General features: G+C 72.9%; 19 protein-coding genes. 11 read left to right on the top strand and 8 right to left on the bottom strand.

What is annotated here, in order from left to right; genetic code table 11:
- Window positions 1–122 precede the first annotated feature (122 nt).
- Window positions 123–548 carry a nucleoside-diphosphate kinase gene (gene ndk / locus GA0070604_RS25105; RefSeq protein WP_091123583.1) on the top strand — a complete coding sequence of 142 codons (426 nt, stop codon included), beginning with the start codon at window positions 123–125 and terminating at the stop codon, window positions 546–548.
- A 54-nt stretch (window positions 549–602) separates the two neighbouring features.
- On the opposite strand, the gene sigJ is transcribed toward ndk, so the two are convergent.
- The 7 genes from sigJ to GA0070604_RS25070 all read right to left on the bottom strand — a co-directional run bounded on the left by sigJ (window position 603) and on the right by GA0070604_RS25070 (window position 6670).
- On the bottom strand, window positions 603–1538 hold the full coding sequence (gene sigJ, locus GA0070604_RS25100) for an RNA polymerase sigma factor SigJ (RefSeq protein WP_091123579.1): 936 nt from the start codon (window positions 1536–1538) through the stop codon (window positions 603–605).
- Entirely contained in the window at window positions 1487–1927 is a 441-nt protein-coding gene (locus tag GA0070604_RS25095; protein WP_091123576.1) for a carboxymuconolactone decarboxylase family protein, read from the bottom strand. The genes sigJ and GA0070604_RS25095 overlap by 52 nt, the downstream gene beginning before the upstream one ends.
- Before the next feature lie 165 nt (window positions 1928–2092).
- Window positions 2093–2881 carry an ABC transporter permease gene (locus GA0070604_RS25090; protein ID WP_091123571.1) on the bottom strand — a complete coding sequence of 263 codons (789 nt, stop codon included), beginning with the start codon at window positions 2879–2881 and terminating at the stop codon, window positions 2093–2095.
- Between the two features lie 10 nt (window positions 2882–2891).
- Window positions 2892–3398 carry an ABC transporter permease gene (locus GA0070604_RS25085; protein WP_244162078.1) on the bottom strand — a complete coding sequence of 169 codons (507 nt, stop codon included), beginning with the start codon at window positions 3396–3398 and terminating at the stop codon, window positions 2892–2894.
- Between the two features lie 261 nt (window positions 3399–3659).
- Window positions 3660–4670 carry an ABC transporter ATP-binding protein gene (locus GA0070604_RS25080; protein WP_091123568.1) on the bottom strand — a complete coding sequence of 337 codons (1011 nt, stop codon included), beginning with the start codon at window positions 4668–4670 and terminating at the stop codon, window positions 3660–3662.
- Window positions 4671–4729: 59 nt separating this feature from the next.
- Entirely contained in the window at window positions 4730–5746 is a 1017-nt protein-coding gene (locus tag GA0070604_RS25075; RefSeq protein ID WP_091123564.1) for an ArsR/SmtB family transcription factor, read from the bottom strand.
- 9 nt (window positions 5747–5755) lie between these two features.
- Window positions 5756–6670: an NAD-dependent epimerase/dehydratase family protein gene (locus GA0070604_RS25070; RefSeq protein ID WP_091123560.1), complete on the bottom strand. Its 915-nt coding sequence runs from the start codon at window positions 6668–6670 to the stop codon at window positions 5756–5758.
- A 371-nt stretch (window positions 6671–7041) separates the two neighbouring features.
- Here GA0070604_RS25070 and ileS point away from each other — a divergent pair, with 371 nt between their 5' ends.
- A complete protein-coding gene (gene ileS / locus GA0070604_RS25065) occupies window positions 7042–10188 on the top strand; it encodes an isoleucine--tRNA ligase (RefSeq protein WP_091123556.1) in 3147 nt (1048 codons plus the stop codon).
- A 159-nt stretch (window positions 10189–10347) separates the two neighbouring features.
- Window positions 10348–11037: a lysophospholipid acyltransferase family protein gene (locus GA0070604_RS25060; protein ID WP_091123553.1), complete on the top strand. Its 690-nt coding sequence runs from the start codon at window positions 10348–10350 to the stop codon at window positions 11035–11037.
- A 169-nt stretch (window positions 11038–11206) separates the two neighbouring features.
- On the opposite strand, the gene GA0070604_RS33770 is transcribed toward GA0070604_RS25060, so the two are convergent.
- Window positions 11207–13048, bottom strand: coding sequence for a hypothetical protein (locus tag GA0070604_RS33770; protein WP_091123550.1), 1842 nt, complete (start codon window positions 13046–13048; stop codon window positions 11207–11209).
- A 201-nt stretch (window positions 13049–13249) separates the two neighbouring features.
- Here GA0070604_RS33770 and GA0070604_RS25050 point away from each other — a divergent pair, with 201 nt between their 5' ends.
- The 8 genes from GA0070604_RS25050 (at window position 13250) to rpmA (ending at window position 24056) form a co-directional block, all read left to right on the top strand.
- Window positions 13250–15235, top strand: a complete 1986-nt coding sequence (locus tag GA0070604_RS25050; protein WP_091123546.1) for a TIGR03960 family B12-binding radical SAM protein — start codon at window positions 13250–13252, stop codon at window positions 15233–15235.
- A 170-nt stretch (window positions 15236–15405) separates the two neighbouring features.
- Complete coding sequence (locus tag GA0070604_RS25045; RefSeq protein ID WP_091123543.1) at window positions 15406–15846, top strand: hypothetical protein; 441 nt, start codon at window positions 15406–15408, stop codon at window positions 15844–15846.
- A gap of 11 nt (window positions 15847–15857) precedes the next feature.
- Window positions 15858–17348, top strand: coding sequence for a hypothetical protein (locus GA0070604_RS32745; RefSeq protein WP_091123540.1), 1491 nt, complete (start codon window positions 15858–15860; stop codon window positions 17346–17348).
- Between the two features lie 10 nt (window positions 17349–17358).
- Window positions 17359–18798: a type VII secretion-associated serine protease mycosin gene (gene mycP / locus GA0070604_RS25035; RefSeq protein WP_091123537.1), complete on the top strand. Its 1440-nt coding sequence runs from the start codon at window positions 17359–17361 to the stop codon at window positions 18796–18798.
- Window positions 18799–18947: 149 nt separating this feature from the next.
- The gene (locus tag GA0070604_RS25030; RefSeq protein WP_091127401.1) at window positions 18948–19760 is read left to right on the top strand and encodes a TIGR03936 family radical SAM-associated protein; all 813 of its coding nucleotides are present in this window, start codon (window positions 18948–18950) and stop codon (window positions 19758–19760) included.
- Window positions 19761–19892: 132 nt separating this feature from the next.
- Window positions 19893–22940, top strand: coding sequence for an Rne/Rng family ribonuclease (locus GA0070604_RS25025; protein WP_091123535.1), 3048 nt, complete (start codon window positions 19893–19895; stop codon window positions 22938–22940).
- Window positions 22941–23475: 535 nt separating this feature from the next.
- A complete protein-coding gene (rplU, locus tag GA0070604_RS25020; protein ID WP_089005670.1) occupies window positions 23476–23790 on the top strand; it encodes a 50S ribosomal protein L21 in 315 nt (104 codons plus the stop codon).
- 11 nt (window positions 23791–23801) lie between these two features.
- Complete coding sequence (rpmA, locus tag GA0070604_RS25015) at window positions 23802–24056, top strand: 50S ribosomal protein L27 (protein WP_091123531.1); 255 nt, start codon at window positions 23802–23804, stop codon at window positions 24054–24056.
- Window positions 24057–24062: the final 6 nt, after the last annotated feature.

Raw genomic sequence — 24062 nt, 5'->3', positions numbered from 1 at the left:
AGGCCAGGCTAGGCCGGACCGGCGACCGGGGGAAGGAGCGGCCGCCGCGCCGGCGCCGGGACCGGGTCGCTACGCTGACCGTACCCAGCCCGACCCAGTTGCGCGTACAGGAGGAACTCAGCGTGTCCAACAGCAGCCCGGACGAGCGCACGCTCGTACTGATCAAGCCTGACGCGGTCCGCCGCGGTCTGGTGGGCGAGATCCTCGCCCGGTTCGAGCGCAAGGGCCTGCGGATCGACGCGCTGGAGTCCCGGACCATGGACGGCGACTTCGCCGACCAGCACTACGCCGAGCACGTGGACAAGCCGTTCTACCCGCCGCTGAAGGCGTTCATGACCGGCGGTCCGCTGGTGGCCCTGGTGCTCGCCGGCGACCAGGTGATCGAGGTGGTCCGCGGGATGATCGGCAGCACCGACGGCCGCAAGGCGGCGGCCGGCACCATCCGGGGCGACTTCTCCCTGTCCAACCGGGAGAACCTGGTGCACGCCTCCGACTCGGTCGACAGCGCCAAGCGGGAGATCGCCCTCTGGTTCCCCGAGCTGGGCTGACGTCCTCGCCGACGGCCCCGGTCCCCGTGCTGGGACCGGGGCCGTCGCGCGTGTTCAGTCGGGGAGACCGGTCAACTTGTCCGGGTTGGTGATCAGGTAGAGGCCGGTGATCCGGCCGTCGGCGGCGGTGACGCCGAGCGTGTGGCGGACCCCGGACGGCCAGTCCAGCAGCAGCGCGGGCGCGCCGTTCAGCTCGACCGGCGTCGCCGTGACCCCGGGGCGGCGCCGGCCGTAGATGCCGGCGAAGAAGCGGGCGACCCGGTCCACGCCGTGGATCGGGTTGCGGGCCGCGCGTACCCGGCCGCCGCCGTCCGACCAGGCGGTGGCGTCGGCCGCGACCAGCTCGGTCAGCCGGGCCAGGTCGCCGTCGCGGGCCGCGGCCAGGAAGGCGTCCAGCAGCCGCCGCTGCTCGGCCGGCCCCGCGGTGAAGCGCCGCCGCCCGTCGGCGAGCCGGGCCACCGCGCGGTGGTGCAGCTGCCGGCAGTCCGCCGCCGACCGGTCCAGCAGGTCGCCGATCTCGGCGTACGGCAGGGCGAACGCGGTGTGCAGCACGTACACCGCACGCTCGGGCGGGGTGAGCTGCTCCAGCAGGTGCAGCAGCGCGGTGGAGAGCGTCTCCCGCAGCTCCACGGTGTCCAGCGGCCCGAACGGGGCGGCCGCCCCGGTGTGCACCGGCTCGGGCAGCCACGGACCGACGTACGTCTCCCGGTTGGCCTGCCGGGCGCGCAGCCGGTCCAGGGCCAGCCGGGTCACCACCCGGGCCAGGTACCGGCGGGGCTCGGCGACCGACTCCCGGTCGACGTCCAGCCAGCGCAGGTACGCCTCCTGGAGCACGTCCTCGGCGTCGTGCAGGCTCCCGAGCAGCCGGTACGCGAGCCCGAGCAGCATCGGCCGGTGCGCGGTGAGCGCACCGGCTGCCTGCGTCGCCTCGACGGTGGTCACACCTCGATCGGTGGCTCGTTCCGGGTGCTCACCGAGATTCGGTTCCATACGTTGATTGTGGCGATCGCGACGATCAGGTCGGCCAGCTCCTTCTCCGACCAGACCTTCGCCGCGGCGTCCCACACCTCGTCCGGCACGCCGTGCTCCCCGAGCCGGGTGACGGCGTCGGTGAGCGCCAGCGCGGTGCGCTCCCGCTCGTCGAAGAAGGGTGCGTCCCGCCACGCGGCGACGGCGAACAGTCGCCGGCTGGACTCGCCGGCGGCGAGCGCGTCCCGGCTGTGCATGTCGACGCAGAACGCGCAGCCGTTCAGCATCGACGCCCGGATCTTCACCAGCTCCAGCACCGTGTGGTCCAGGTTGCCTCGGATGTACTTCTCCAGCCCGAGCACCGCCTGGTACGCCTCCGGCGCCACCGCCGGCAGATTCATCCGCCTCATCACTGCCTCCCTCGTGTCGGCCTACGCCCCCACGACGGATCGCCGCTCCCCGCGCGTGACAGATGGCGCCTGTGACGGTCGTCATGCCCCCCGCCCGCCCGGCCCCGCTCACCCGGCGTGTCGTCGACGACAACTTCATGATCGACGGGGCGGGGCGGGTGGGGGTCACATGGTGTCCAGGGAGGCGTGGTGGCGGGATTCGGCGTCGAAGAGTTTGAGGAGCGCGGCGGCGAGCAGGGCGTAGGCGAGGCCGACGGTGAGCTCGGCGGCGAGTGACGGCGCGGCCGCCGCGAGGCCCTCGCCGGCTGCCAGTTGGCGGGCGGCGTGAGCGGCGTGGGTGATCGGCAGCGCCTCGCCGACCGTCCGCATCCAGCCGGGCAGGCCGGCGGCGGGGACGTTGACCCCGGTGAACAGGAGCAGCAGCGCCACCGAGACGTTGGAGACCACCCAGACGTCCCGGAACCGCAACCCCAGCGCGCCCAGGGTGAGGCCGAAGAACCCGCAGGCCAGCGCGGCGACCGCCAGGGTCAGCAGCAGGGCCGGCAGGGCGTGGACGGGTATCCGCAGGCCGAGCAGGAGCGCGCCGACGGTCAGCGTGCTCACCGCGATGAGCAGGCCGTTTCCGGCGTACGGGAGGACCCGGCCGAGGAAGACGGCGGTGCGGCTGCGCGGTGAGAGCAGCACATGCCCGAGGGTGCCGAAGCGGCGCTCGTTGGCGACCGCCATGGTGCCGCCGAAGACGCAGGAGAGCGAGGCGGCGAGCACCGCGTTGCCGACGATGTAGAAGCGGTCGTCGGCGACCCCGAGCTGCCGCCCGAGGTACGCGAAGAAGAGCAGCTGGAAGATCGGGCCGACCAGCAGCGAGCCGATGAACATCGCCGGGGTGGTCCAGTTGAACAGGGCCCGGTACGCGATCACGCCGCCCGTGCCGATCAGCCGGAAAAGTGCCGTCATCGTCGTCCCCTCAGGCCAGGGCGAGGGTCGCCGCGGCGCGGGCCCGTCGCTCGACGTAGGTCATCATCAACGCGCCGGCGATCAGGCAGCCGAGGCTGATCCCCAGGCAGATGCCGAGCGAGAGCCAGACCGGGCCGCCGGTGGCGGCCTCGCGGACCGCCCGGGCACCCCAGGTGGTGGGCAGCACGGCGGCGATCGGGCCGGTCCAGCCGGGCAGCACCGTGATCGGCACCAGCATCCCGGAGACCAGCCAGATCGGGTACTCCAGCGTGTTGGTCAGCGCGTTGGCGTTACGCAGCAGCACGAAGGTGGAGGCGAGCAGCAGGCCGAACATGCCCAGCCCGAGGATGCAGCCCGGTACGGCGACCAGGAAGAGCAGCGGATGCGTGAAGTCCAGCGGCACCCCGTAGAGCAGCCGGCCCCAGAGCAGGGTGGCGAGCATGGCGTACGTGCCGGTGACCGCGGTGGACAGGGTGATCGGCAGGATCATCAGCGCGGGTGGGCGGGGCGCCAGCATGATCATTTCCAGGGTGCCCAGCCAGCGTTGGTTCTGGATCGCGCCCCCCCGAGCCGAACAGCACCGACGACCAGACACCCATCAGCCCGGCGCCGACCGCGGCCTCCAGCAGCCGGCCCGGCTCGCCGCCGACCCGGAACAGGTACACCGCCAGGGTGGCCTGCACCACCGGCAGGATCAGCGCGGTGGCGATCTCGAACGAGGAGCGGCTGAGCTGCTTGGTGTGCAGCAGCAGGCCGACCCCGATCATGCGCAGCAGGTTCACGCCGGCACCGCCTCGACCGGGCGGGCCGCCCCGTCGACCCGGTTGACGATCGCCACGTACGCGTCCTCCAGGGTGGGCTGGCGGGCGCTGACCCGGCCCAGCCGGACCCCGTCCAGTTCACGCAGCACGTCCGCCTGCACGTCCACCCCCGAGTCGGACTGCACGGTCAGCACCTGCGCCGTGCCGGTGACGGTCACGCTCGCCTCGCGTACGCCGGGCAGGGTGTGGATCGCGGCGAGCTGAGCGTCGGCCACCCCGTACGCCTCGACCTCCAGCACCTGCCGGCCGTCGGCGTGGTGCCGCAGCTCGGCCGGGGTGCCCAGGGCCTGGATGGTGCCGCCGGCGATCACCGCGATCCGGTCGCATAGCTCGTCCGCCTCTGCCATGTAATGGGTGGTCAGCAGCACGGTGGTGCCGGTGGCGGCGAGGTCGGCGACGGTCTGCCGCAGCTCCCGGGCGGCCACCGGGTCCACCCCGATCGACGGCTCGTCCAGGAACAGCACCCGCGGTCGGTGCAGCAGGCCCCGGGCGATGTGCAGCCGCTGCCGCATGCCCCGGGAGTAGCCCTCCACCCGCTCGTTCTCCCGGCCGTCGAGGCGGACCAGCTCCAGCAGCTCGGCGATGCGCCGCTGCTGTTCCCGCCCCGGGACGCCGTACAGCTCCGCGAAGTAGCGCAGGTTGTCCCGGGCGGAGAGCCGGTCGTACAGGCCCCGGTCGCCGCCGAAGACGTACCCGATCCGCCGGCGTACCTCCCGGGTCTGCGTGACCACGTCGTGGCCGCAGATCCGGGCGGTGCCGGCGGTCGGGATGAGCAGCGTGTTCAGCAGCTTGATGGTGGTGGTCTTGCCGGCGCCGTTCGGTCCGAGCAGGCCGAACAGCTCCCCGTTGCCGACCGTCAGGTCCACGCCGCGGACCGCCTCCACCTCCCGGCGCTGGGGCCGCAACCATCCCGTGCGGCTGCGGTAGGTGCGGCGCAGCCCGGCCGCCTCGATCGCGTACTCGGTCATGCCGCCGAATCTAGGAACGCCGGTCCCGGCGGGAAACGGATTCGGTGCTCGCCGAATCCTCAGGCGGAGGCCGTGGCGGGGTCGGCACCGACCAGGGTGACCAGGGCCAGGCCGGCCGGTTCCAGGCCGTACAGCACCCGCCGGCCCACCCGGCGGCGGTGCGCCACGCCGGCGGCGAGCAGCGCGGCGAGGTGCTCGGAGACGGTGCTCGGGGCGAGCCCGAGGGTGGCGGCGAGGCCGGCGGTGGTGGCCGGCCGGGCCAGCGCCCGTAACACCTGAGCCCGGCCCCGCCCGACGAGCAACGCCAGCCGGTCGGTTTCCGCACCGGCCGACCGCTGCGGGGGACCCGTCTCGGCCAGCACCGCGGCCCCGCGGGCCTGGTAGGAGACCGCGACGATCTCCGGATGGTCGGTGGAGCAGGCCAGCGCGCCCCGGGAGAAGATCAGCGGGATCAGCAGCAGTCGTTGGTTCACCGCTCGGAAGCTCTGCTCCAGCGATTTGACCAGGGTGAGCACGGGCTGTTCCCAACGCACCCGATCGTGCAGGTCGGCCAGGAGCGCGTCCGGGCCGTCGGCGGCGAGGGACCGGGCCCGGTGCAGCACCTCCTCGTCCAGCGCCGCGCGCATGGCCGGCCACCAGGGCGCGATCGCCGCGTCCCAGTACGCCTGGATGCCGTCGGCGAGCCGGTCCAGCGTGGCCTGCCGGTCGGCGACGAACGGGCGCAGCCAGTCCGGCAGGTTGTCGAGGTCGTGGTAGCGGGAGGCCTGCTCGGCGATCAGCTCGGGCGGGGTGGCCCGCAGCACGGCCAGTTCCTCGGCCAGCGTGGGGGCCGGCGACGGCGGGATCGGGGTGAGGAAATCCGGTGCCAGGTCGGCGGCGGTGAGCAGCCAGGCCGGCGCCGCCTCCGGCACCTCGGCCAGCACCCGCCGGGCGTGCCGGGCCCAGCCGGTGTACGGCCAGGGCACCTGCTCCGGGTGCCGCTTCAGCAGGTAGAGGCTGGTCAGCGCCTCCCAGAGCGGACTGATCGCGATCCGGGTACGGGCCAGCGTGGGCTCGTCCAACTCGATCCGGATCACCCGGCCAGCCTAACCGTGGGTCAGCGTCGCCACGCCCTCCCGGTAGCTCGGGTACGCCGGACGCCAGCCCAGTTCCGCGTGGGCCTTCCTGGTGGACACCCGAAGGTTGGTGTCGATGGCGAAGGCGGCCGCGTACGGGGCGGCGAGCCGGAGCAGCCAGGCTGGCAGTCGCCGGGGCGCGGGCGCGCCGAACGCCCGCGCCAGCGCGGTGAAGACCTGGGCCAGGGTGGCCGGCTCGTCGTCGGCGATGTTGTACGCCTGCCCGGCCCGGCCCTGTTCGAGGGCCGCCACGGTGGCCGCCGCCGCGTCTTCGACGTGCACCCAGGGCAGCACCCCGCCGTTGGCCACCGGCACCCGGCGCTTCATGAGCATCGGCCGCAACCGGGCGGTGTCCCCGCCGTAGAACATGCCGTAGCGCAGCGCGATGCCGTGCGGGGCGGTGAACGCCTGCTGCTCGGTGGCGCGTATCGCGGACAGGTGCGGGTCCACCTTCGTGCCCTGTGGCTCGCCGAACGGGTCCGCCTCGGTGCGCACCCGGTCGCCGTGGTCCCGGTAGCCGTAGCCGAGCACGATCGACTGGGTGAGGAAGCGGCCCGCGCCGATCACCTCGGCGGCGGCCAGCAGGTTCGCCGTGCCCTCGGTGCGCAGCCGGTTGGTCTGCGTCACCCCGGAGTGCCGGGTGGGGGTCCGGGTCAGCGCGGTCAGCTCGTGGATCACCACGTCCGCGGCGAGCCCGTCCACGGCCCGGAGCAGCCCGTCCCGGTCCATCGCGTCGGCGACGACCGCCCGCACGCCTCGGTCGGCCAGCGTCCGGGCCCGGCCCGGGTCGCGGGTCAGGCCGTACACCTCGTGGCCATGTTCGCGCAGCCTGCGGGTTAGGGGCACGCCGATCACGCCGCTGGCGCCTGCCACCAGAACTCTCACCAGGACCTCCTCAGGTCGGCACTCGCAACGGGGACGAGCCGTCGGGCGCCGTTGTGACGGTGACGGTGGCCACCGGGTCGACCCGGGCCGATACTCGGCGGCGAGCCACCCGCCCGGTCGAGTACGCTTGTGGGCACACAGGCGACGACCCGGCCATCACCGGCGAGCCTCCGGAAGAACAGCCGGGTGACCGGCCCAGTAGAACCGGACGGGACCGGCCCGTCACAGCCGGCCAACGAGCGGGCGGTCGCACCTCGACCGCCAAGCGGGGTGGTACCGCGGGCCTGGCCCGGGGCGCCGGTGACGGCGTACCGGAACGGGCTCGTCCTCGCAGACCACACGGACAGTGAGCTGCTGAGGAGCGACCCCCGATGGCCTATCCGTTGCACGACCCGACCGCCGCCGGCGTCCCGGCGAGCCCGGACCTGCCCGCGGTCGAGCGCTGGGTCCTGGAGCACTGGACGGCCGACAAGACCTTCGAGGCGTCGGTCGAGGCCCGCCCCGCCGGGGAGAACGGGAAGAACGAGTACGTCTTCTACGACGGCCCGCCGTTCGCCAACGGCCTGCCGCACTACGGCCACCTCTTCACCGGCTACGTCAAGGACGTGGTGCCGCGCTACCAGACCATGCGCGGCAAGCACGTCGAGCGCCGGTTCGGCTGGGACTGCCACGGCCTGCCGGCCGAGGTGGTGGCCGAGAAGCAGCTCGGCATCACCAGCAAGGCGGAGATCCTCGACCTGGGGGTGGCCCGGTTCAACGAGGCCTGCCGGACCTCGGTGCTGGAGTTCACCCAGGACTGGGAGCGGTACGTCACCCGGCAGGCCCGCTGGGTCGACTTCGCCAACGACTACAAGACGCTCGACCTGGACTACATGGAAAGCGTCATGTGGGCCTTCAAGACCCTGCACGACAAGGGTCTGGTCTACGAGGGCTTCCGGGTGCTGGCGTACTGCTGGCGCTGCGAGACGCCGCTGTCGAACACCGAGACCCGGATGGACGACGTCTACAAGGACCGGCACGACCCGACCCTGACGGTCTGGTTCGAGCTGACCCCGGACGAGTCGGCCCCCGAGCCGGTGCGTGGGCCGGTCAAGCTCGGCGTCTGGACCACCACGCCGTGGACCCTGCCGTCGAACCTGGCGCTCGCCGTCGGCCCCGACATCGAGTACGCGGTGCTGGAGCGCGACGGCTCCCGCCACCTGGTGGGTGCCGCGCGGCTGGCCGCGTACGCCAAGGAGCTGGAGGGGTACGAGCAGGTCGGCACCGTGCGCGGCGCGGACCTGGCCGGGCGCCGCTACACCCCGCTGTACGACTTCCTGGTCGAGCAGGCCGGGGAGAACGCGTACCAGGTGCTCGGCGCGGACTTCGTCACCACCGAGGACGGCACCGGGATCGTGCACCTGGCGCCCGCCTTCGGCGAGGACGACCAGAACGTCTGCAACGCGGCCGGCATCCCGACCGTTGTCACCGTGGACGACCACACCCGGTTCACCGCGCTCGTCCCGCCGTACCAGGGCGAGCAGGTCTTCGACGTGAACAAGTCGGTGATCCGGGAGCTGAAGGAGCGGCGGGTGGTGCTCCGGCAAGACACCTACACCCACTCGTACCCGCACTGCTGGCGCTGCGACACCCCGCTGGTCTACAAGGCGGTGTCGTCCTGGTTCGTGGCGGTGACGACGTTCAAGGACCGGATGGTCGAGCTGAACCAGCAGATCAACTGGACCCCGGGGCACATCAAGGACGGCTCGTTCGGCAAGTGGCTGGCCAACGCCCGGGACTGGTCGATCAGCCGGAACCGGTTCTGGGGCTCGCCGATCCCGGTGTGGAAGTCCGACGACCCGAACTACCCGCGGGTCGACGTGTACGGGTCGCTGGCCGACCTGGAGCGGGACTTCGGCGTACGCCTGACCGACCTGCACCGGCCGGCGGTGGACGACCTGGTCCGCCCCAACCCGGACGACCCGACCGGCAAGTCGATGATGCGCCGGGTGCCGGAGGTGCTGGACTGCTGGTTCGAGTCCGGCTCGATGCCGTTCGCCCAGGTGCACTACCCGTTCGAGAACCGTGAGTGGTTCGAGCACCACTACCCGGGTGACTTCATCGTCGAGTACATCGGGCAGACCCGCGGCTGGTTCTACACCATGCACGTGCTGGCCACCGCGCTGTTCGACCGGCCGGCCTTCCGCAACTGCCTCAGCCACGGCATCCTGCTCGGCTCGGACGGGCGCAAGATGTCCAAGAGCCTGCGCAACTACCCGGACGTCTACCACGTCTTCGACTCGTACGGGTCGGACGCGATGCGCTGGATGCTGATGTCCTCGCCGGTGCTGCGCGGCGGCGACATGCCGGTGACCGAGGCGGGCATCCGGGACGCGGTGCGCCAGGTGCTGCTGCCGCTGTGGAACGTCTGGTACTTCTTCTCGCTCTATGCCAACGCCGACGGGTACACCGCCCGTCGACGGACCGACTCGACGGATCTGCTCGACCGGTACGTGCTGGCGAAGACGAACGAGCTGGTGTCGACGGTCCAGGGGCAGCTGGACGCGTACGACGTCTCCGGGGCCTGCGCCACCGTCCGGTCCTACCTGGACGCGCTGACCAACTGGTACGTGCGCCGATCCCGGGACCGGTTCTGGGCGGGGGACGCCGACGCGTTCGACACCCTGTGGACGGTGCTGGAGACGCTGTGCCGGGTGGTGGCGCCGCTGGCGCCGCTGACCGTCGAGGAGATCTGGCGCGGCCTCACCGGCGAGCGGTCGGTGCACCTGACCGACTGGCCGTCGGCGGACGAGTTCCCGGTCGACCACGAGCTGGTCTCCGCGATGGACAACGTGCGGGCCGTCGCCTCGGCGGCGCTGTCGCTGCGCAAGGCCAAGGCGCTGCGGGTCCGGCTGCCGCTGTCGAAGCTGACCGTGGCCTCGCCCGTCGCCGCCCAGCTGCGGCCCTTCGCCGACCTGGTCGCCGACGAGGTCAACGTGAAGGCGGTGGAGTTCACCGACGAGGTGTCCGCGTACTGCCAGCAGGTGCTGACCGTGGTCCCGCGGGCGCTCGGTCCCCGGGTCGGCAAGGCGGTCCAGCAGGTCATCAAGGCGGTGAAGGCGGGGGAGTGGGAGCTTCACGACGGCGCCCCGGTCGCCGCCGGCGTCACCCTGGCCGAGGGCGAGTACGAGCTGCGCCTGGTCGCCGCCGACGCGGAGCACTCCGCGCCGCTGCCCGGCGGCGAGGGCGTGGTCGTGCTGGACACCCGGGTCACCCCGGAGCTGGCCGCCGAGGGGCTGGCCCGGGACGTGGTCCGGGTGGTGCAGCAGGCCCGCCGGGACGCCGACCTGGACATCTCGGACCGGATCGTGGTCTCGGTCTCGGCCTCCGAGGAGGTGCGTACGGCGGTGGCCGCGCACCTCGACTTCGTGGCCCGGGAGGTGCTCGCCGAGAGCATCGACTTCGCCGAGGGCGTCGAGGGCTTCCCCGGTGAGGTCGGCGACGGCGAGCGCGTGACGGTCGCGGTCCGCCGGGTATGAGATGAAAGGAGGGGCCCCTTCTTAACGCCTCAGGTATAGGAGGGGGCCCCTCTAACCCGTTCAGGTCAACTGGCGGGCGGCGCTGCCACCCGCTCGGGTCGACGAGACAGCGTCGGCTAACGTGACACCGCCCGCACCAGCACACCGCCGGAGGACTTCGTGCCCCTGCTCTACACCATCGGCAAGCTCACCGTGGCGCCCGCGCTCCGGTTGGCCTTCCGTCCGACCGTGGAGGGGTTGGAGAACATCCCGGCGACCGGTGGGGCGATCTTCGCGGGCAATCATCTGTCCGTCGCCGACGAACTCTTCATCGGCACCGTGGTGCCCCGGCACCTGGCCTTCTGGGCCAAGTCGGAGTACTTCAAGGGCACCGGTGTGAAGGGCCGCTTCTCCAAGTTCGTGCTCACCGGGCTGGGCGCCATCCCGGTCGAACGGGCCGGCGGTCGCGCGGCGCTGTCCGCGTTCGACGCGGCCATCCCGGTGCTCAAAGCCGGTGACCTGGTGGCTGTCTATCCGGAGGGCACCCGCTCGCCGGACGGGCGGCTCTACCGCGGTCGCACGGGCGCGGCCCGGCTGGCGCTGGCCGCCGGCGTGCCGATCATCCCGGTCGGCATGATCGGCACCGACAAGGTCCAGCCGATCGGGACCCGGGTTCCCCGACCGGGCAGGGCCGAGATCATCGTCCGGATCGGCAAGCCGCTGGACTTCACCGACCGGCCGGACGACCGGACCTCGCTGCGCGAGATCACCGACGAGGTGATGGCCGAGATCCAGCGGCTGACCGGCCAGGAGTACGTTCCGCGCTACGCCCCCAAGCGCAGCGAGCCCGCCGACGACCCGGCCGCCTGAGCGCCCGCCCGGCCGGCTGAACGTCTCGCCCGCCGGTCGCTGCTCGTGCCCTCCGGTAGTCGGCCGCGGCACCGCCCGTATCCGGCGGGCCTGAGCCCGTACCCGACGCGGCCCGAGCCCGTACCCGGCGGGTCGGCTCGCCCGGCGGACCCTCGCGGCGTGACCGGGGTCAGGCCGCGTCGGTGGTCACCACCTGTTGGCGCAGGGTGTCCAGCAGGCGACCGCTGTCGTTCAGGTCGAGCCGGGTGAACACGCCGGTCATCAGGCTGCCGTGGTCGACCGAGGTGCACACCACCACCGACTCGCCGTCCGACCGGCCGACCGCGCAGCGCTCGTACCGGCCCTGGACACCGGTCTCCACCGGTACGGCGGGGTTCAGCGCGTACCGGTCCGTGAGGCGGGTCATCTCGGCGTCGGCGTTCGACTCCGGGGTCAGCCGCAGGCCGGTGCTGCCGAAGATGGTCACCCGCTTGCCGTCGTCCGTGGTGTAGATCCCGGCGAAGACGTCGTTGTCGAGCGGGTGCGCCTGCCTCACGTCGGTCTTCAGCTCCTCGGCGGCGGTCCGGCTGCCCTCGTCCTGTCGTAGTCGCAGCCCGGCGACCTGGTCGGGCAGGGCCGCGCTGGCCGGGTACTGGGTGAGCAGCGGCCGCGCCCACCAGAGCGGAAGGCCGCAGCAGCAGGCCACGATGAGCAGCAGCACCCAGGGCCAGCGGCGTCGACGGCGGACCGGCACCGCCACGTGGCCCTTGGACGTAGGCCATGCGGGCAGGGGCGCGGCCGGCGGCGGCGAGGCCGGGCGGCGCTGCGTCGGCGGGCGGGGCGGCGCGGGCGGGGCCGCTTGGGGCGGCGACACGGGCGAGGCCGACACCGGCCGGGGTGACACCGGCCGGGCGGCGGCCGGTGGTGCGGGGGAGACCGGCGGGGGAGCAGCCGGCGCCGGGGCGACCGGCAGGTGTGGGACCGGCGCGGCGGCGACCGGCGGCGGTGGGGTGGCCGGCGTGGGCGGATAGGGCAGGGTGTGCGCCGGTGTCGGGTAGGGCAGCGTCGGCGGCAGCGCGGGAAAGTCGGCGGAGCGCAGGTCCCAGCCGGTGGTGTCCACGCCCTCCCACGGGTCGACCGGCACCATGTGCTCCGGCGACGCTACCGGCGGCACGGGGGTCGGCTCGGCGGACTCACCCCAGGAGCGCTTGCGTGCCGGTGGGGGCGGGACCGGTGCGGAGCCGCTCCAGCGAGGCGCGGGTGGCTCGGGGGTGGTCGCCTCCACCCGGGTCGGGTCGGGATGTCCAGCAACCCGCGGTGGGCCGGGACGGCCGGACGGGGGCGTTGCGTCCGTCGGGAGACGAGGTACGGCGGCCGAGCCGGTCGGGCGCACCGGTACGGCGGCGGACCCGGTCGGGCGGACGCGGGCGGAACCGCGCGCCGGGGTGATCGGAACCTCGTCGACCGGCTGATCCCCGGGCAGCACGTCGGCGGGGACCTCGGCCGCCGGCTCCTGTGCGGGACTGTCGGCGGTGGTCGTGTCGGGTTGCTGTGCGGGACTGTCGGCGGTGGTCGTGTCGGCCGGTTGCTGTGCGGGACTGTCGGCGGCGGTCGCGGCCGCCGGGGCCGCGGCTGCGCTGTCGTCGTTTGCGCCGTCGGTGCCGTTCCCGGCGTCCGCGTCGCCCTGGTCGTCTGCGTTTCCGGGACCGTCTGCGTTGCCGCGGTCGTCGGTGTCGCGCACGTCGTCGGTGTCGGGCTCGTGGGGCACGTCCGGCTCGTGGGGCACGTCGGGCTCGTGGGGCACGTTCGGCTCGTGGTCACCGTCGCCGGCGGGAGTGGTGCCGGGCGCGCCTGTGCCGGTGGCGACCTCGGCCGCGGCGTCCCGCTCGTCGCCCTGCTCGGGCGGCTCACCCGGCTCGGACGGCGACGGGGGTACGGGGGAGCGGGAAGGCTCGTCGGTGCCCGGACTCCGGCCCGTGACCGGGGTGCCCCCGTCGGCCGGCCGGTCGGTGCCCGGCTGCGGCTCCGGCATCGCGGCAATCTCCTCTCGCGCCCGTTGCGAGGTTAGTACCGCCCCACCACCTCCGCCGAATCCGCGTCTCACCCGATCGCCGACGGTGATCTTGGAGAGTTGCCGTGTGAACGGGAAGTGTCCAAGATCCAGGTGAGCCGGTGGTGGAAGTGCTGCGGTGCGGCGTGGTGGGCGGCGGGGCACCGCGTACCCTTGGGCATCATGAGTGCCCCGTCCACGACGCCGCGCCCGGTCGCGGCCAATTCCGTTTGGCCTCGGCTGGAGCCGCTGCTGCCCCAGGTGACCAAGCCCATCCAGTACGTCGGCGGTGAGCTGGGTGCGGTGGTCAAGGACTGGGACGCCGTGACCGTCCGGTGGGCGCTGATGTATCCCGACGCGTACGAGGTGGGCCTGCCGAACCAGGGCGTGCAGATCCTCTACGAGGTGCTCAACGAGCTGCCCGACGTGCTCGCCGAGCGGACGTACGCGGTCTGGCCGGACCTGGAGCGGCTGATGCGCGCCCACGGCGTGCCGCAGTTCACCGTCGACGCGCACCGCTCGGTGCGCGACTTCGACGTGTTCGGCGTCTCCTTCTCCACCGAGCTGGGTTACACCAACCTGCTCACCGCGATCGACCTGGCCGGCATCCCGCTGCTCGCCGCCGACCGCACCGATGCCGACCCGGTGATCGTGGCCGGCGGGCACGCCGCCTTCAACCCGGAGCCGATCGCCGACTTCGTGGACGCCGCCGTGCTCGGTGACGGCGAGGAGGCGGTGCTGGAGATCACCGCGATCGTGCGGGACTGGAAGGCCGAGGGCTGCCCCGGTGGGCGGGACGAGCTGCTGCTGCGGCTGGCCCGGACCGAGAGCGTGTACGTGCCGCGCTTCTACGACGTGGACTACCTGCCCGACGGCCGGATCCAGCGGGTCGTGCCGAACCGCCCGGACGTGCCGTTCCGGGTGCACAAGCGCACGACGATGGACCTGGACGCCTGGCCGTACCCGAAGAAGCCCCTGGTCCCGCTGGCCGAGACGGTCCACGAGCGGTTCGCGGTGGAGATCTTCCGGGGCTGCACGCGCGGCTGCCGGTTCTGCCAGGCGGGCATGATCACCCGCCCGGTACGGGAGCGCTCGATCACCACGGTCGGCCAGATGGTGCAGCAGGGGCTGGAGTTCTCCGGCTTCCACGAGGTGGGCCTCCTGTCGCTGTCGTCGGCCGACCACTCCGAGATCGGCGACATGTGCTCCGGCCTGGCCGAGCAGTACGCGGGCACCAACGTCTCGCTGTCGCTGCCGTCGACCCGGGTGGACGCGTTCAACATCGACCTGGCCCAGGAGCTGTCGCGCAACGGCCGGCGTGCCGGCCTGACCTTCGCCCCGGAGGGCGGGTCGGAGCGGATCCGCAAGGTGATCAACAAGATGGTGTCGGAGGAGGACCTCATCCGCACCGTGGTCACCGCGTACACCAACGGCTGGCGGCAGGTGAAGCTCTACTTCATGTGCGGCCTGCCCACCGAGACCGACGAGGACGTCCTGCAGATCGCCCGGATGGCCCACGAGGTCATCAAGGCCGGCCGGGCGGCCACCGGTTCCAAGGACATCCGCTGCACGGTCTCCATCGGCGGCTTCGTGCCGAAGCCGCACACCCCGTTCCAGTGGGCGGCGATGGAACGGCCGGAGGTCATCGACAGCCGGCTCAAGCTGCTCAAGCAGGCGATCAACGCGGACCGGTCGCTGGGCCGGGCGATCGGTTTCCGCTACCACGACGGCGAGCCGTCGCTGATCGAGGGTCTGCTGTCCCGGGGCGACCGCCGGGCCGGCGCGGTGATCCGCAAGGTCTGGGAGAACGGCGGCCGGTTCGACGGGTGGAGCGAGCACTTCTCGTACCAGCGCTGGGTGGACGCCGCCGCCGAGGTGCTGCCGGCCTTCGGGGTGGACCTCGACTGGTACACCACTCGGGAGCGCGACGAGTTGGAGGTCCTGCCCTGGGACCACCTGGACTCGGGCCTGGACAAGGACTGGCTCTGGCAGGACTGGCAGGACGCCCTGAGCGAGTACGAGCAGGACGACTGCCGGTGGACCCCGTGCTTCGACTGCGGTGTGTGCCCGGCCATGGACACCGAGATCCAGATCGGCCCGACCGGCAAGAAGCTGCTGCCGTTGACCCCGGTCAACGGCCTGAAGCTGCCGACCGCCGCCGAGCGGTAACAGCCATCCGGAGCGCGGGGACCCACCGGGTTCCCGCGCTCCGTCGTGTCCGGCCCGTCGTCGGGCCGGCGTTCCCGTGACGTGGGGTGGGGGTGCCTCGACCGGCCGTCACTCGATACGCTGCGTCCGTATTGGACCGGCCGGGGGTCGGTAGCGGGGAGGGCAGCAGCATGGGTGGAATCCAGCCGCCGGACACCGGCGATCTGCAGGTCAGCGTCGAGGACCTGGACGCCGCGGCGGACTACGTCGAGCGCCTCAAGCAGTACGTCGACGACACCATCAGCTACGAGATGGAACGCATCAAGGAGCGGATGAAGGGCGACAGCAGCAACGCCCAGACCGTCCCGAACGGCACCCCGTTCGGCGCGTACGAGGACGCCCGCATGCAGTGGCAGGCGCTGACCAGGTCGACGGCCAACATGGAGGCGCACCTGAAGTCGCTCTCCGGCAGGCTGGCCGCGCTGAAGCAGGGCACCGAGGACATCGCCCAGGCGTTCCGCGACGCCGAGGCGCGCAACGCCGCCAACGGCAAGCAGATCGAGCGTCTGCTGGAGTCCGCCGCCCCGCCGCCCACCACGGGCGATCCGTCCACCTACCCGTACACGGCCTGAGGGGGAAAGCGATGGCAACCTGGGAGCAGTGCGTCCGGGAGGTGACGCTCTCCGCGGATCCGGGGACGGTAGGCGACGTCGGCGCGGGGTGGAGCAATCTCTCCACCGCGCTGGGTTACCTGCGGGACTCGCTGGTCGGGCGGTCGTTCATCGGCCCGATCGCGCCCGGCACGGAGCGTCCGCACACCGCTGGCCTGCCCGGCATGCTGGCCGGGTGGAAGGGCAGCGGCGGCGACGCGTACCGGGAACACCTCGGTGAGATCGGCAAGGACATCGAGGAGCTGATCACCCACGCGAGCAACGTCAGCGGGGCGTTGTCGCGGATCGAGGGTGACATCCGTAAGTCCGTCGCGAGCATTCCGATCCCGTTGATGGACGACTTCGGCTGGAACGAGTGGAGCCTGCCCAACGGCACCGAGCTGGACGACGCCCGCGACGGCGAGAGCGAATCGGGCTTTCTGGCCGCGCTGCGCAAGGACTACCAGAGCAACCCCGCCTCGTACGCCGACGGCGCGTTCCGCGACAAGGCCGACGACCTCGAAGCGACCATGAAGATCGACGGCAAAGCGGAGGACCACAAGCGGGGCGGCTGGTGGGACACCAAGTCCCACCTGGACAACTGGTACAACGACAATCAGCAGGCGGCCAACAGCGCCATGTCGCCGCTGCCCGCCGCCGTGGTGACCGAGCGGCCCAAGCTGGTCGTACCGCAGCCGGACAACGGCGGGATTGACGACTACAAGCCGGACACCCGCAAACCGCCGACGGGCTTCCCGGACGGCGGTGGTGGTGGTGGCGGCGGCATCGGTGGTGGCATCGGTGGTGGCATCGGTGGTGGTGGCGGCGGCATCGGTGGCGGTGGCCCCTCGGTCGGCAGCATCGGTGGCGGCGGCGGTTCGTTCGGCGGTGGCGGGGGCCACTCGTCCGTCGCGCCGCCCACCACCGGTGGCGGCTTCGGTGGCGGGCACTCGGGCTCCACGACGCTGCCGTCCACCGGCGCGGGGTACCCGGGCCCGGGCACCGGTGGCCGCGACTACGGCACCGGCCTGGCCGGCGCCGGCACCCCGACCATCGGTAGCGGGTACGGCGGCTCGACCGGGCTCGGCGGTGGCGGCAGCACCATGGGCCTCGGCGGTGGCGGTGGCGGCTTCGGTGGCGGCTCGCCCGGCGTCGGCTCGGCCGGTGGGATCGGTGGCGGCGTCGGCGCGGCCGGCGGGATCGGCGTGGGCGGCGTCCCGGGCATGGTCGGCGGCGGCAACGGCAAACTCCCGCCGATGACCAGCGCGGCCAGCGCACTGCGTAACGCGACCGGCGCCGGTGCCGGGGCCGGTGCCGGTGGCGTGGCTGGTATGCGCGGCGGCGGCATGATGGGTGGCGGCATGATGGGCGGCCACGGCGGGGCCGGGCACGGCGGCACCGGCACCGAGCATTCGTCGTGGTTGACTGAGGACGACGATCCGTGGGGCACCGGTGACGACGCGTCCCCGGGCATCCTGCGATGAGGACGGACGGATGAGGTTGAACGTCGGCGCGTTCCGGCCGGTCGTGGCCGGCCTGACGGCCGGGCTCATGGTGCTGGGGGCCGCCCAACCGGCGGCCGCCGCACCCAGACGGGCCGAACAGTGGTACCTGGACGAACTCCAGATCGACCAGGCGCACAAGTTGTCCACCGGTCGAGGCGTGATCGTCGCGGTGGTGGACAGCGGCGTCGACGCGACCCATCCCGATCTCCGAGGCCGGGTGCTGGCCGGGGGTCGCAGCTACGGTGCCGCCGGCGACGGGCGGGCCGACGAGGACGGGCACGGCACCCACATGGCCGGCATCATCGCCGCCACCAACGCCAGCCGCGACGGCGTGGACGGCATCGCCCCCGACGCGAAGATCCTGCCCATCAAGCTGTTCAAGGGCAAGGACAAGCGCAGCAACGAGGCGATCGCCCCCGGCATCCGGATGGCCGTCGACGGCGGCGCCAAGGTGATCAACCTGTCGCAGGGTTGGCCCGGCGCAGCCAGCGCCGACGACGAGAGCGCGATCAAGTACGCCCTCGACCGGAATGTCGTGGTGGTCGCCGGCGCGGGCAACACCGCCAAGGGACACTTCGACGTGATCGCCCCCGCGAACGTCCCCGGCGTGATCGCGGTGACCGGGACGACCCGGGGCGGCGCCTTCTGGTCCGGGTCGGTGCAGGGACCGGCGGCCGTGGTCTCCGCCCCGGCCGACAGCATCTACAACATCGGCCCCGATCACGGCTATGGCTGGGGTGACGGCACCTCCGACGCCACCGCCATCGTCTCCGGCGTCGCGGCGCTGATCCGGTCGAAGTACCCGGACCTCGACGCGCCGAACGTGATCAACCGAATCATCAAGACGGCTCGGGACGCCGGGCCGTCCGGCCGGGACCCGCAGTACGGCTTCGGCCGGATCGACCCGGTCGCCGCGCTGACCGCGAACGTCCCGACGGTTTCCGCGAACCCGCTCCTCGACGCGAAGGCGGCCAGTTCGGCCCCGCCCCAGGCGGCCGAGGACGACAACTTCGACGTGACCAAGTACGGCGACCGGGGCGGTCCCACCGACCAGCAGGTCATGATCATCGGTATCGGCATCGCCGTGGTGCTGGTGGTCCTGCTGGCGCTGGCGTTCTTCCTGATCTGGAACCGGCGCCGGTACCGACGCGACGTGGCGCGCGCCGCCGACGGTGGTCTCGGCCAGGCTCCCGCCGCCGGCTACGGCCCACCCGGCGGCCCACCGGTTCCGGTCGGCCACCATCCGCCGGGCGCGTCGCCAGCCCCGGGCGGGTACCCCACACCACCCGGGCACGTTTCACAGCCCGGCTACGCACCGCCTCCCGGGTACGCTCCGCCGCCGGGCGGGCCGGCCGGGACTTATCCGCCGCCGGGCGCGCCTCCCGCGCCGCCCGGGACGTCCCCGCCGTCGGGCGGGAACCAGTCCTGATCGTCGTGGCCGGCCGGTCGACCGAGGCGTCACCGGCCGGCCTCGCCGTGCCCGGGGCGGGTGGTGCGGGGGTGAGTGACCGGTTTCGGCCGACTTTCCGGGCCGCCCCGGCCGCCCCGGCTGCGTACCGTCCCGGGCACTGCGCCAGGATGGAACGACACGCAGGTACACCTGAGGAGCTCACGATCGCCAGAAAGCCTCAACCCGAGGGCGGCCAGGCGCCGGTCGTCCAGCGGGTCCGGATCCGGTACGCCAAGCGTGGACCGCTGCGGTTCACCTCGCACCGGGACTTCGCCCGGGCCTTCGAGCGCGCGCTGCGCCGGGCCGGCGTACCGATCGCCTTCTCCCAGGGCTTCACCCCGCACCCGAAGATCTCGTACGCCTCCGCCGCGCCGACGGGCGTCGCCAGCGAGGCCGAGTACCTGGAGATCGGCCTGCGCGAGCCGGTCGACCCGGAGCGGCTGCGGAGCGCCCTGGACGCGGCGCTCTCGCCCGGACTCGACGTGCTCGACGCGGTGGAGGCCACCGGCGGCAGCCTGCCCGACCGGATCGAGGCGTCGCGGTGGCGGATCGAACTGCCGGAGGTCGACCCGGCCGTGCTGGGGGCGGCGGTGGCCGCGTTCACCGCCGCCGAGGTGATCCAGGTCGAGAGGATGACCAAACAGGGGCGGCGCACGTTCGACGCGCGGGCGGCCGTCATCGGCATCGATGTGCTGCCTCCGGCGGAGACGCCTTCCCGGGCGACAGCCGTACCGTGTGCGATACTCGAAGTGGTCGTGCGGCAGGTCACCCCGTCCGTACGCCCCGATGACGTCCTTTCCGGCCTCCGCGTGGTGGCCGACCTGGAGCCGCCGGTCGCCCCGAGGGTGATCCGGCTGGCGCAGGGCACGCTGACCGCGCAGGGCGAGATCGTTGATCCGTTGGATGCGGATCGCGACGGGGCAGCCATCGGAGAGCGCTGACCGTCGGTCAACGCTCTGGCAGGCAGACTTCGGCTGGTCGCGCACCTGCGCGCCCGGCGGAAACACCTTTTGCGGCGACCCTGCGTGGCAGCGCTCACCCGCGCCCGGGGCAGCCAGAACTGGAGAACGTCCATGCTCGAGAACGAGCCCGAGGGCGGCGAGCGGACCGGCGCGGAACCGGCCGAGACACCCGCCAGCAGCACCGACAGCACTCCCGAGACGAAGCCGCCGGCTCGCAAGCGGGCCAGCCGCCGCAAGGCCGCCCCGCTCAACCAGCCGGAGCAGACCGACGCGCCGGTCGAGGCACCGACCGACGCCGGCACAACCAGCGGCGAAGCGCCGCAGGCCGAGGTGTTCGCGCCGGTGGCCGGTGAGTTGGAGGCCGCGCCGAAGACCACGCGACGGCGGCGCAAGGCGACCACCGCGAAGGCGGTCGAGGAGCCGGTGGTCGCCACCGGCGTGGAGGCGGCCTCCGACGAGGTCGTCCCGCCGGTCAAGGTGACCCGTACCCGCCGTCGGAAGGCCGCCGCGTCCCCCGCGGAGGCGCCCATCGAGGAGTCCGCGACCGAAGCGCCGGCCGAGACCGCCGCAGCGGAGGCCGAGGCGCCGGCGGAGGCCGAGCCGCAGGCGGAGACCGGTGGCGAAACCGGTGCGGGCGCCGAGCCGTCGGCCGAGGCCGCGCCGGTCGAGGAGGAGCCCGAGGACGAGGAGACCGGGCCGCCGCCGGCCCGGAAGCGGGCCGGCACGCCCACGCCGATCGGCGAGGGCGTGGCCGAGGTGCCGCCGGCCGTCGAGACCACCCCGGCCCGGGGTCCGGAGGAACGGCCCGGCGAGGTCGCGCCGGGTGCCGCCGTCCCGGGGGTGACCGAGCAGCCCGCCGGGGAGCCGGAGCGGACCAGCCGTCGACGGCGGGCCGCCCTCTCCGCGCCGACTGTCCTGTTCATGGCGCCGCAGCCGGAGGAGATGCCGATCGTCCGGGTCACCGGACCGGCCGTCGAGGAGCCGGCCGAGGAGCCGGTGGAGACCGGCCGACGCCGCCGGCGTGCCCGTCGCGAGGCGGAGCCGGTCGAGGTCGAGGCAGAGGCCGAGCCGACCGCCGAGGCCGAGGAGACCGCCGAGGCGGAGGAGGACGAGGAGGAGACGATCTCTGGCCGGCGTCGCCGCCGCCGGGGCCGCCGCGGCCGGGGCCGGGGCAAGGGCGGCGTCGAGGACGTCGAGGAGGACGAGGCCGAGGAAGCGATCGAGGCCGAGAGCGCCGAGGCCGAGGAGACCGAAGAGGCCGAGGAAGAGGCCGAGGAGGAAGCCGAGGGCGACGGGATGACCCGCCGTCGGCGTCGCCGTCGCCGTCGGGGCGCGGGTGACGTCGAGGCCCCCTCCGAGGACGGTGTGCCCACGGTCGTCAAGATCCGCGAGCCCCGCCGGCCGGTCGACGAGGTGCAGGGCGTCACCGGTTCGACCCGGCTGGAAGCCAAGCGGCAGCGCCGCCGGGACGGCCGGGAGCAGCGGCGTACCCGGCCGCCGATCCTGAGCGAGTCGGAGTTCCTGGCCCGCCGGGAGGCGGTCGACCGGGTGATGGCCGTCCGGCAGCGCGGTGACCGGACCCAGATCGCCGTCCTCGAGGACGGTGTGCTGGTCGAGCACTACGTCACCCGTAACTCGGCCGGCACCATGGCCGGCAACGTCTACCTGGGCAAGGTGCAGAACGTCCTGCCCAGCATGGAGGCGGCCTTCGTCGACATCGGGCGCGGCCGTAACGCCGTGCTCTACGCCGGCGAGGTCAACTGGGACACCACGGGCCTGGAGGGCCGCGCCCGGTCGATCGAGCATGCGCTCAAGTCGGGCGACTCGGTGCTCGTGCAGGTCACCAAGGACCCGATCGGGCACAAGGGCGCGCGGCTGACCAGCCACATCGCGCTCTCCGGCCGGCACCTGGTCTACGTGCCGAACGGCAACGCCTCCGGCATCAGCCGGAAGCTGCCGGACACCGAGCGCAAGCGGCTGCGGGACATCCTCAAGAAGCTGGTGCCGGACGGCGCCGGGGTGATCGTCCGGACGGCCGCCGAGGGCGCCAGCGAGGACGAGTTGGCCCGGGACGTCAAGCGGCTCCAGGCGCAGTGGGAGGACATCCAGGCCAAGGCGGCCGAGGGCGGTGCCCCGGTGCTGCTCTACGAGGAGCCGGATCTGGTCATCCGGGTGGTCCGGGACCTGTTCAACGAGGATTTCCGCGAGCTGGTCATCGAGGGCGAGCAGGCGTACGACATGGTCGAGTCGTACCTGTCGCACGTCTCGCCGGACCTGGTCGCCCGGCTGCGCCGGCACGCCGGCACCACCGACGTCTTCGCCGAGTACCGGATCGACGAGCAGATCCTCAAGGGGCTGGACCGCAAGGTCTTCCTGCCCTCCGGCGGCTCGCTGGTGATCGACCGGACCGAGGCGATGACCGTCATCGACGTCAACACCGGCAAGTACACCGGTTCCGGGGGCAACCTGGAGGAGACGGTCACCCGCAACAACCTGGAGGCGGCCGAGGAGATCGTGCGCCAGCTGCGGCTGCGCGACCTCGGTGGCATCGTGGTGATCGACTTCATCGACATGGTCCTGGAGTCGAACCGGGAGCTGGTGCTGCGCCGGCTCACCGAGTGCCTGGGCCGGGACCGCACCAAGCACCAGGTCACCGAGATCACCTCACTGGGTCTGGTGCAGATGACCCGCAAGCGGATCGGCGCCGGCCTGCTGGAGGCGTTCAGCGAGACCTGCGAGTGCTGCAAGGGCCGCGGCGTGATCATTCACACCGAGCCGGTGCCGGAGAAGCCGCGGACCGGCGGTGGTGCGGGGGAGAAGGTCAAGGCGGTCGCCTCGGCCGTCACCACCCCGGCCGCCGAGGAGCGGGGTGGTTCCCGGCGCCGGAGCCGCAAGGCCGCGCCGGAGAAGACCGTCGCCGAGGTGACGGACGCCCAGGCGGACGCCGACTACCACGACACGATGGGCTACGACCTGTCCCGGTACGAGACCGAGACGCCGGCCGCCCCGGCGGTCGCCGACAGCCAGGAGGGCAGCTCGGCACGGCTGGCCGCGGCGGACGACCCGGACGCGATCGGTGACGGCGAGGCCGAGGAGGAGGGCGGCCTCGGCCGGCGGCGTTCCCGGCGGGGCGGGGCGCGGCGGCGCACCCGGCCGTGAGCCGCTGACCGGTACCACGTTCGACGGGCCCCTCCTGCCGGCAGCAGAGCCGGCGGGAGGGTTTCGTCGTTCCTGCCCCCGGCGGGGAAGTGCGCCTTCCGGGCGGGACGGCGTGCGCCGGGGGGAGTGCGCTCTTCAACCGCGGACGCCCGGGAGGCGCTGCGGCTCGCCCGCCAGGCGGGATGGCGTGCTCCGGCCGGGAACAGGACCGCCTCGGGGTTCCGTGGGCTCGGCGTTGGTCGGGGGGTGCTGCGCCGGCGTGGGCTACGCCGACCCGGACGATCCGACTCTTCGCGGTGGGCCTCGCCGTACCGGCCCCACCGGTCGCCCCGCTCCGGACCGTGCCCCGACCGACTTCGTCCCCGGCTGACGGGCGGCCCGGTTTGGGCGGCGGGCCCGGCATGGCGTACGCTAACCTGCGGCGCACTTTGGTGTGCCGAGTTCCCGCGTGCCCGCGCAGCCGGTGTCACGATTACCCGGCGAGTCGCCGTGGGAACGACCGCCAGCAGCCTCAACGACAGGGAGTCCGCCTCCGATGTACGCGATCGTCAAGACCGGCGGCAAGCAGTACAAGGTCGCCGAGGGCGACGTGATCGAGGTCGAGAAGCTCGCCGGTGCCCCCGGCGACGCGGTGAAGCTCACCGCGGTGCTCCTCGTCGACGGTGACGACCTGGTGACCGACGCGGCGAAGCTTGCCCAGGTCTCGGTGTCCGGTGAGATCGCCGCGCACACCAAGGGCCCGAAGATCCGGATCCACAAGTTCAAGAACAAGACCGGCTACCACAAGCGCCAGGGTCACCGCCAGCCGCTGACCCAGGTCAAGGTGACCGGCATCTCCAGCGGGAAGTAGGTCGTCCTCCAATGGCTCACAAAAAGGGTGCGTCCAGCTCGCGTAACGGTCGCGACTCCGCGGCCCAGCGGCTCGGCGTGAAGCGCTTCGGTGGTCAGCTCGTCAACGCGGGCGAGATCATCATCCGTCAGCGCGGCACCAAGTTCCACCCCGGTGACCTGGTCGGCCGTGGCGGCGACGACACGCTCTTCGCGCTGGCCGCCGGTTCGGTCCAGTTCGGCACCAAGCGCGGCCGCAAGACCGTCAGCATCGTGCCGCAGCAGTAGTTCGAA

The organism is Micromonospora eburnea (genome assembly GCF_900090225.1).
GTDB classification, from domain to species: Bacteria; Actinomycetota; Actinomycetes; order Mycobacteriales; family Micromonosporaceae; genus Micromonospora; species Micromonospora eburnea.
The sequence above is the reverse complement of the archived record's forward strand: the minus strand, read 5'-3'. Positions and strand labels throughout refer to the sequence as shown.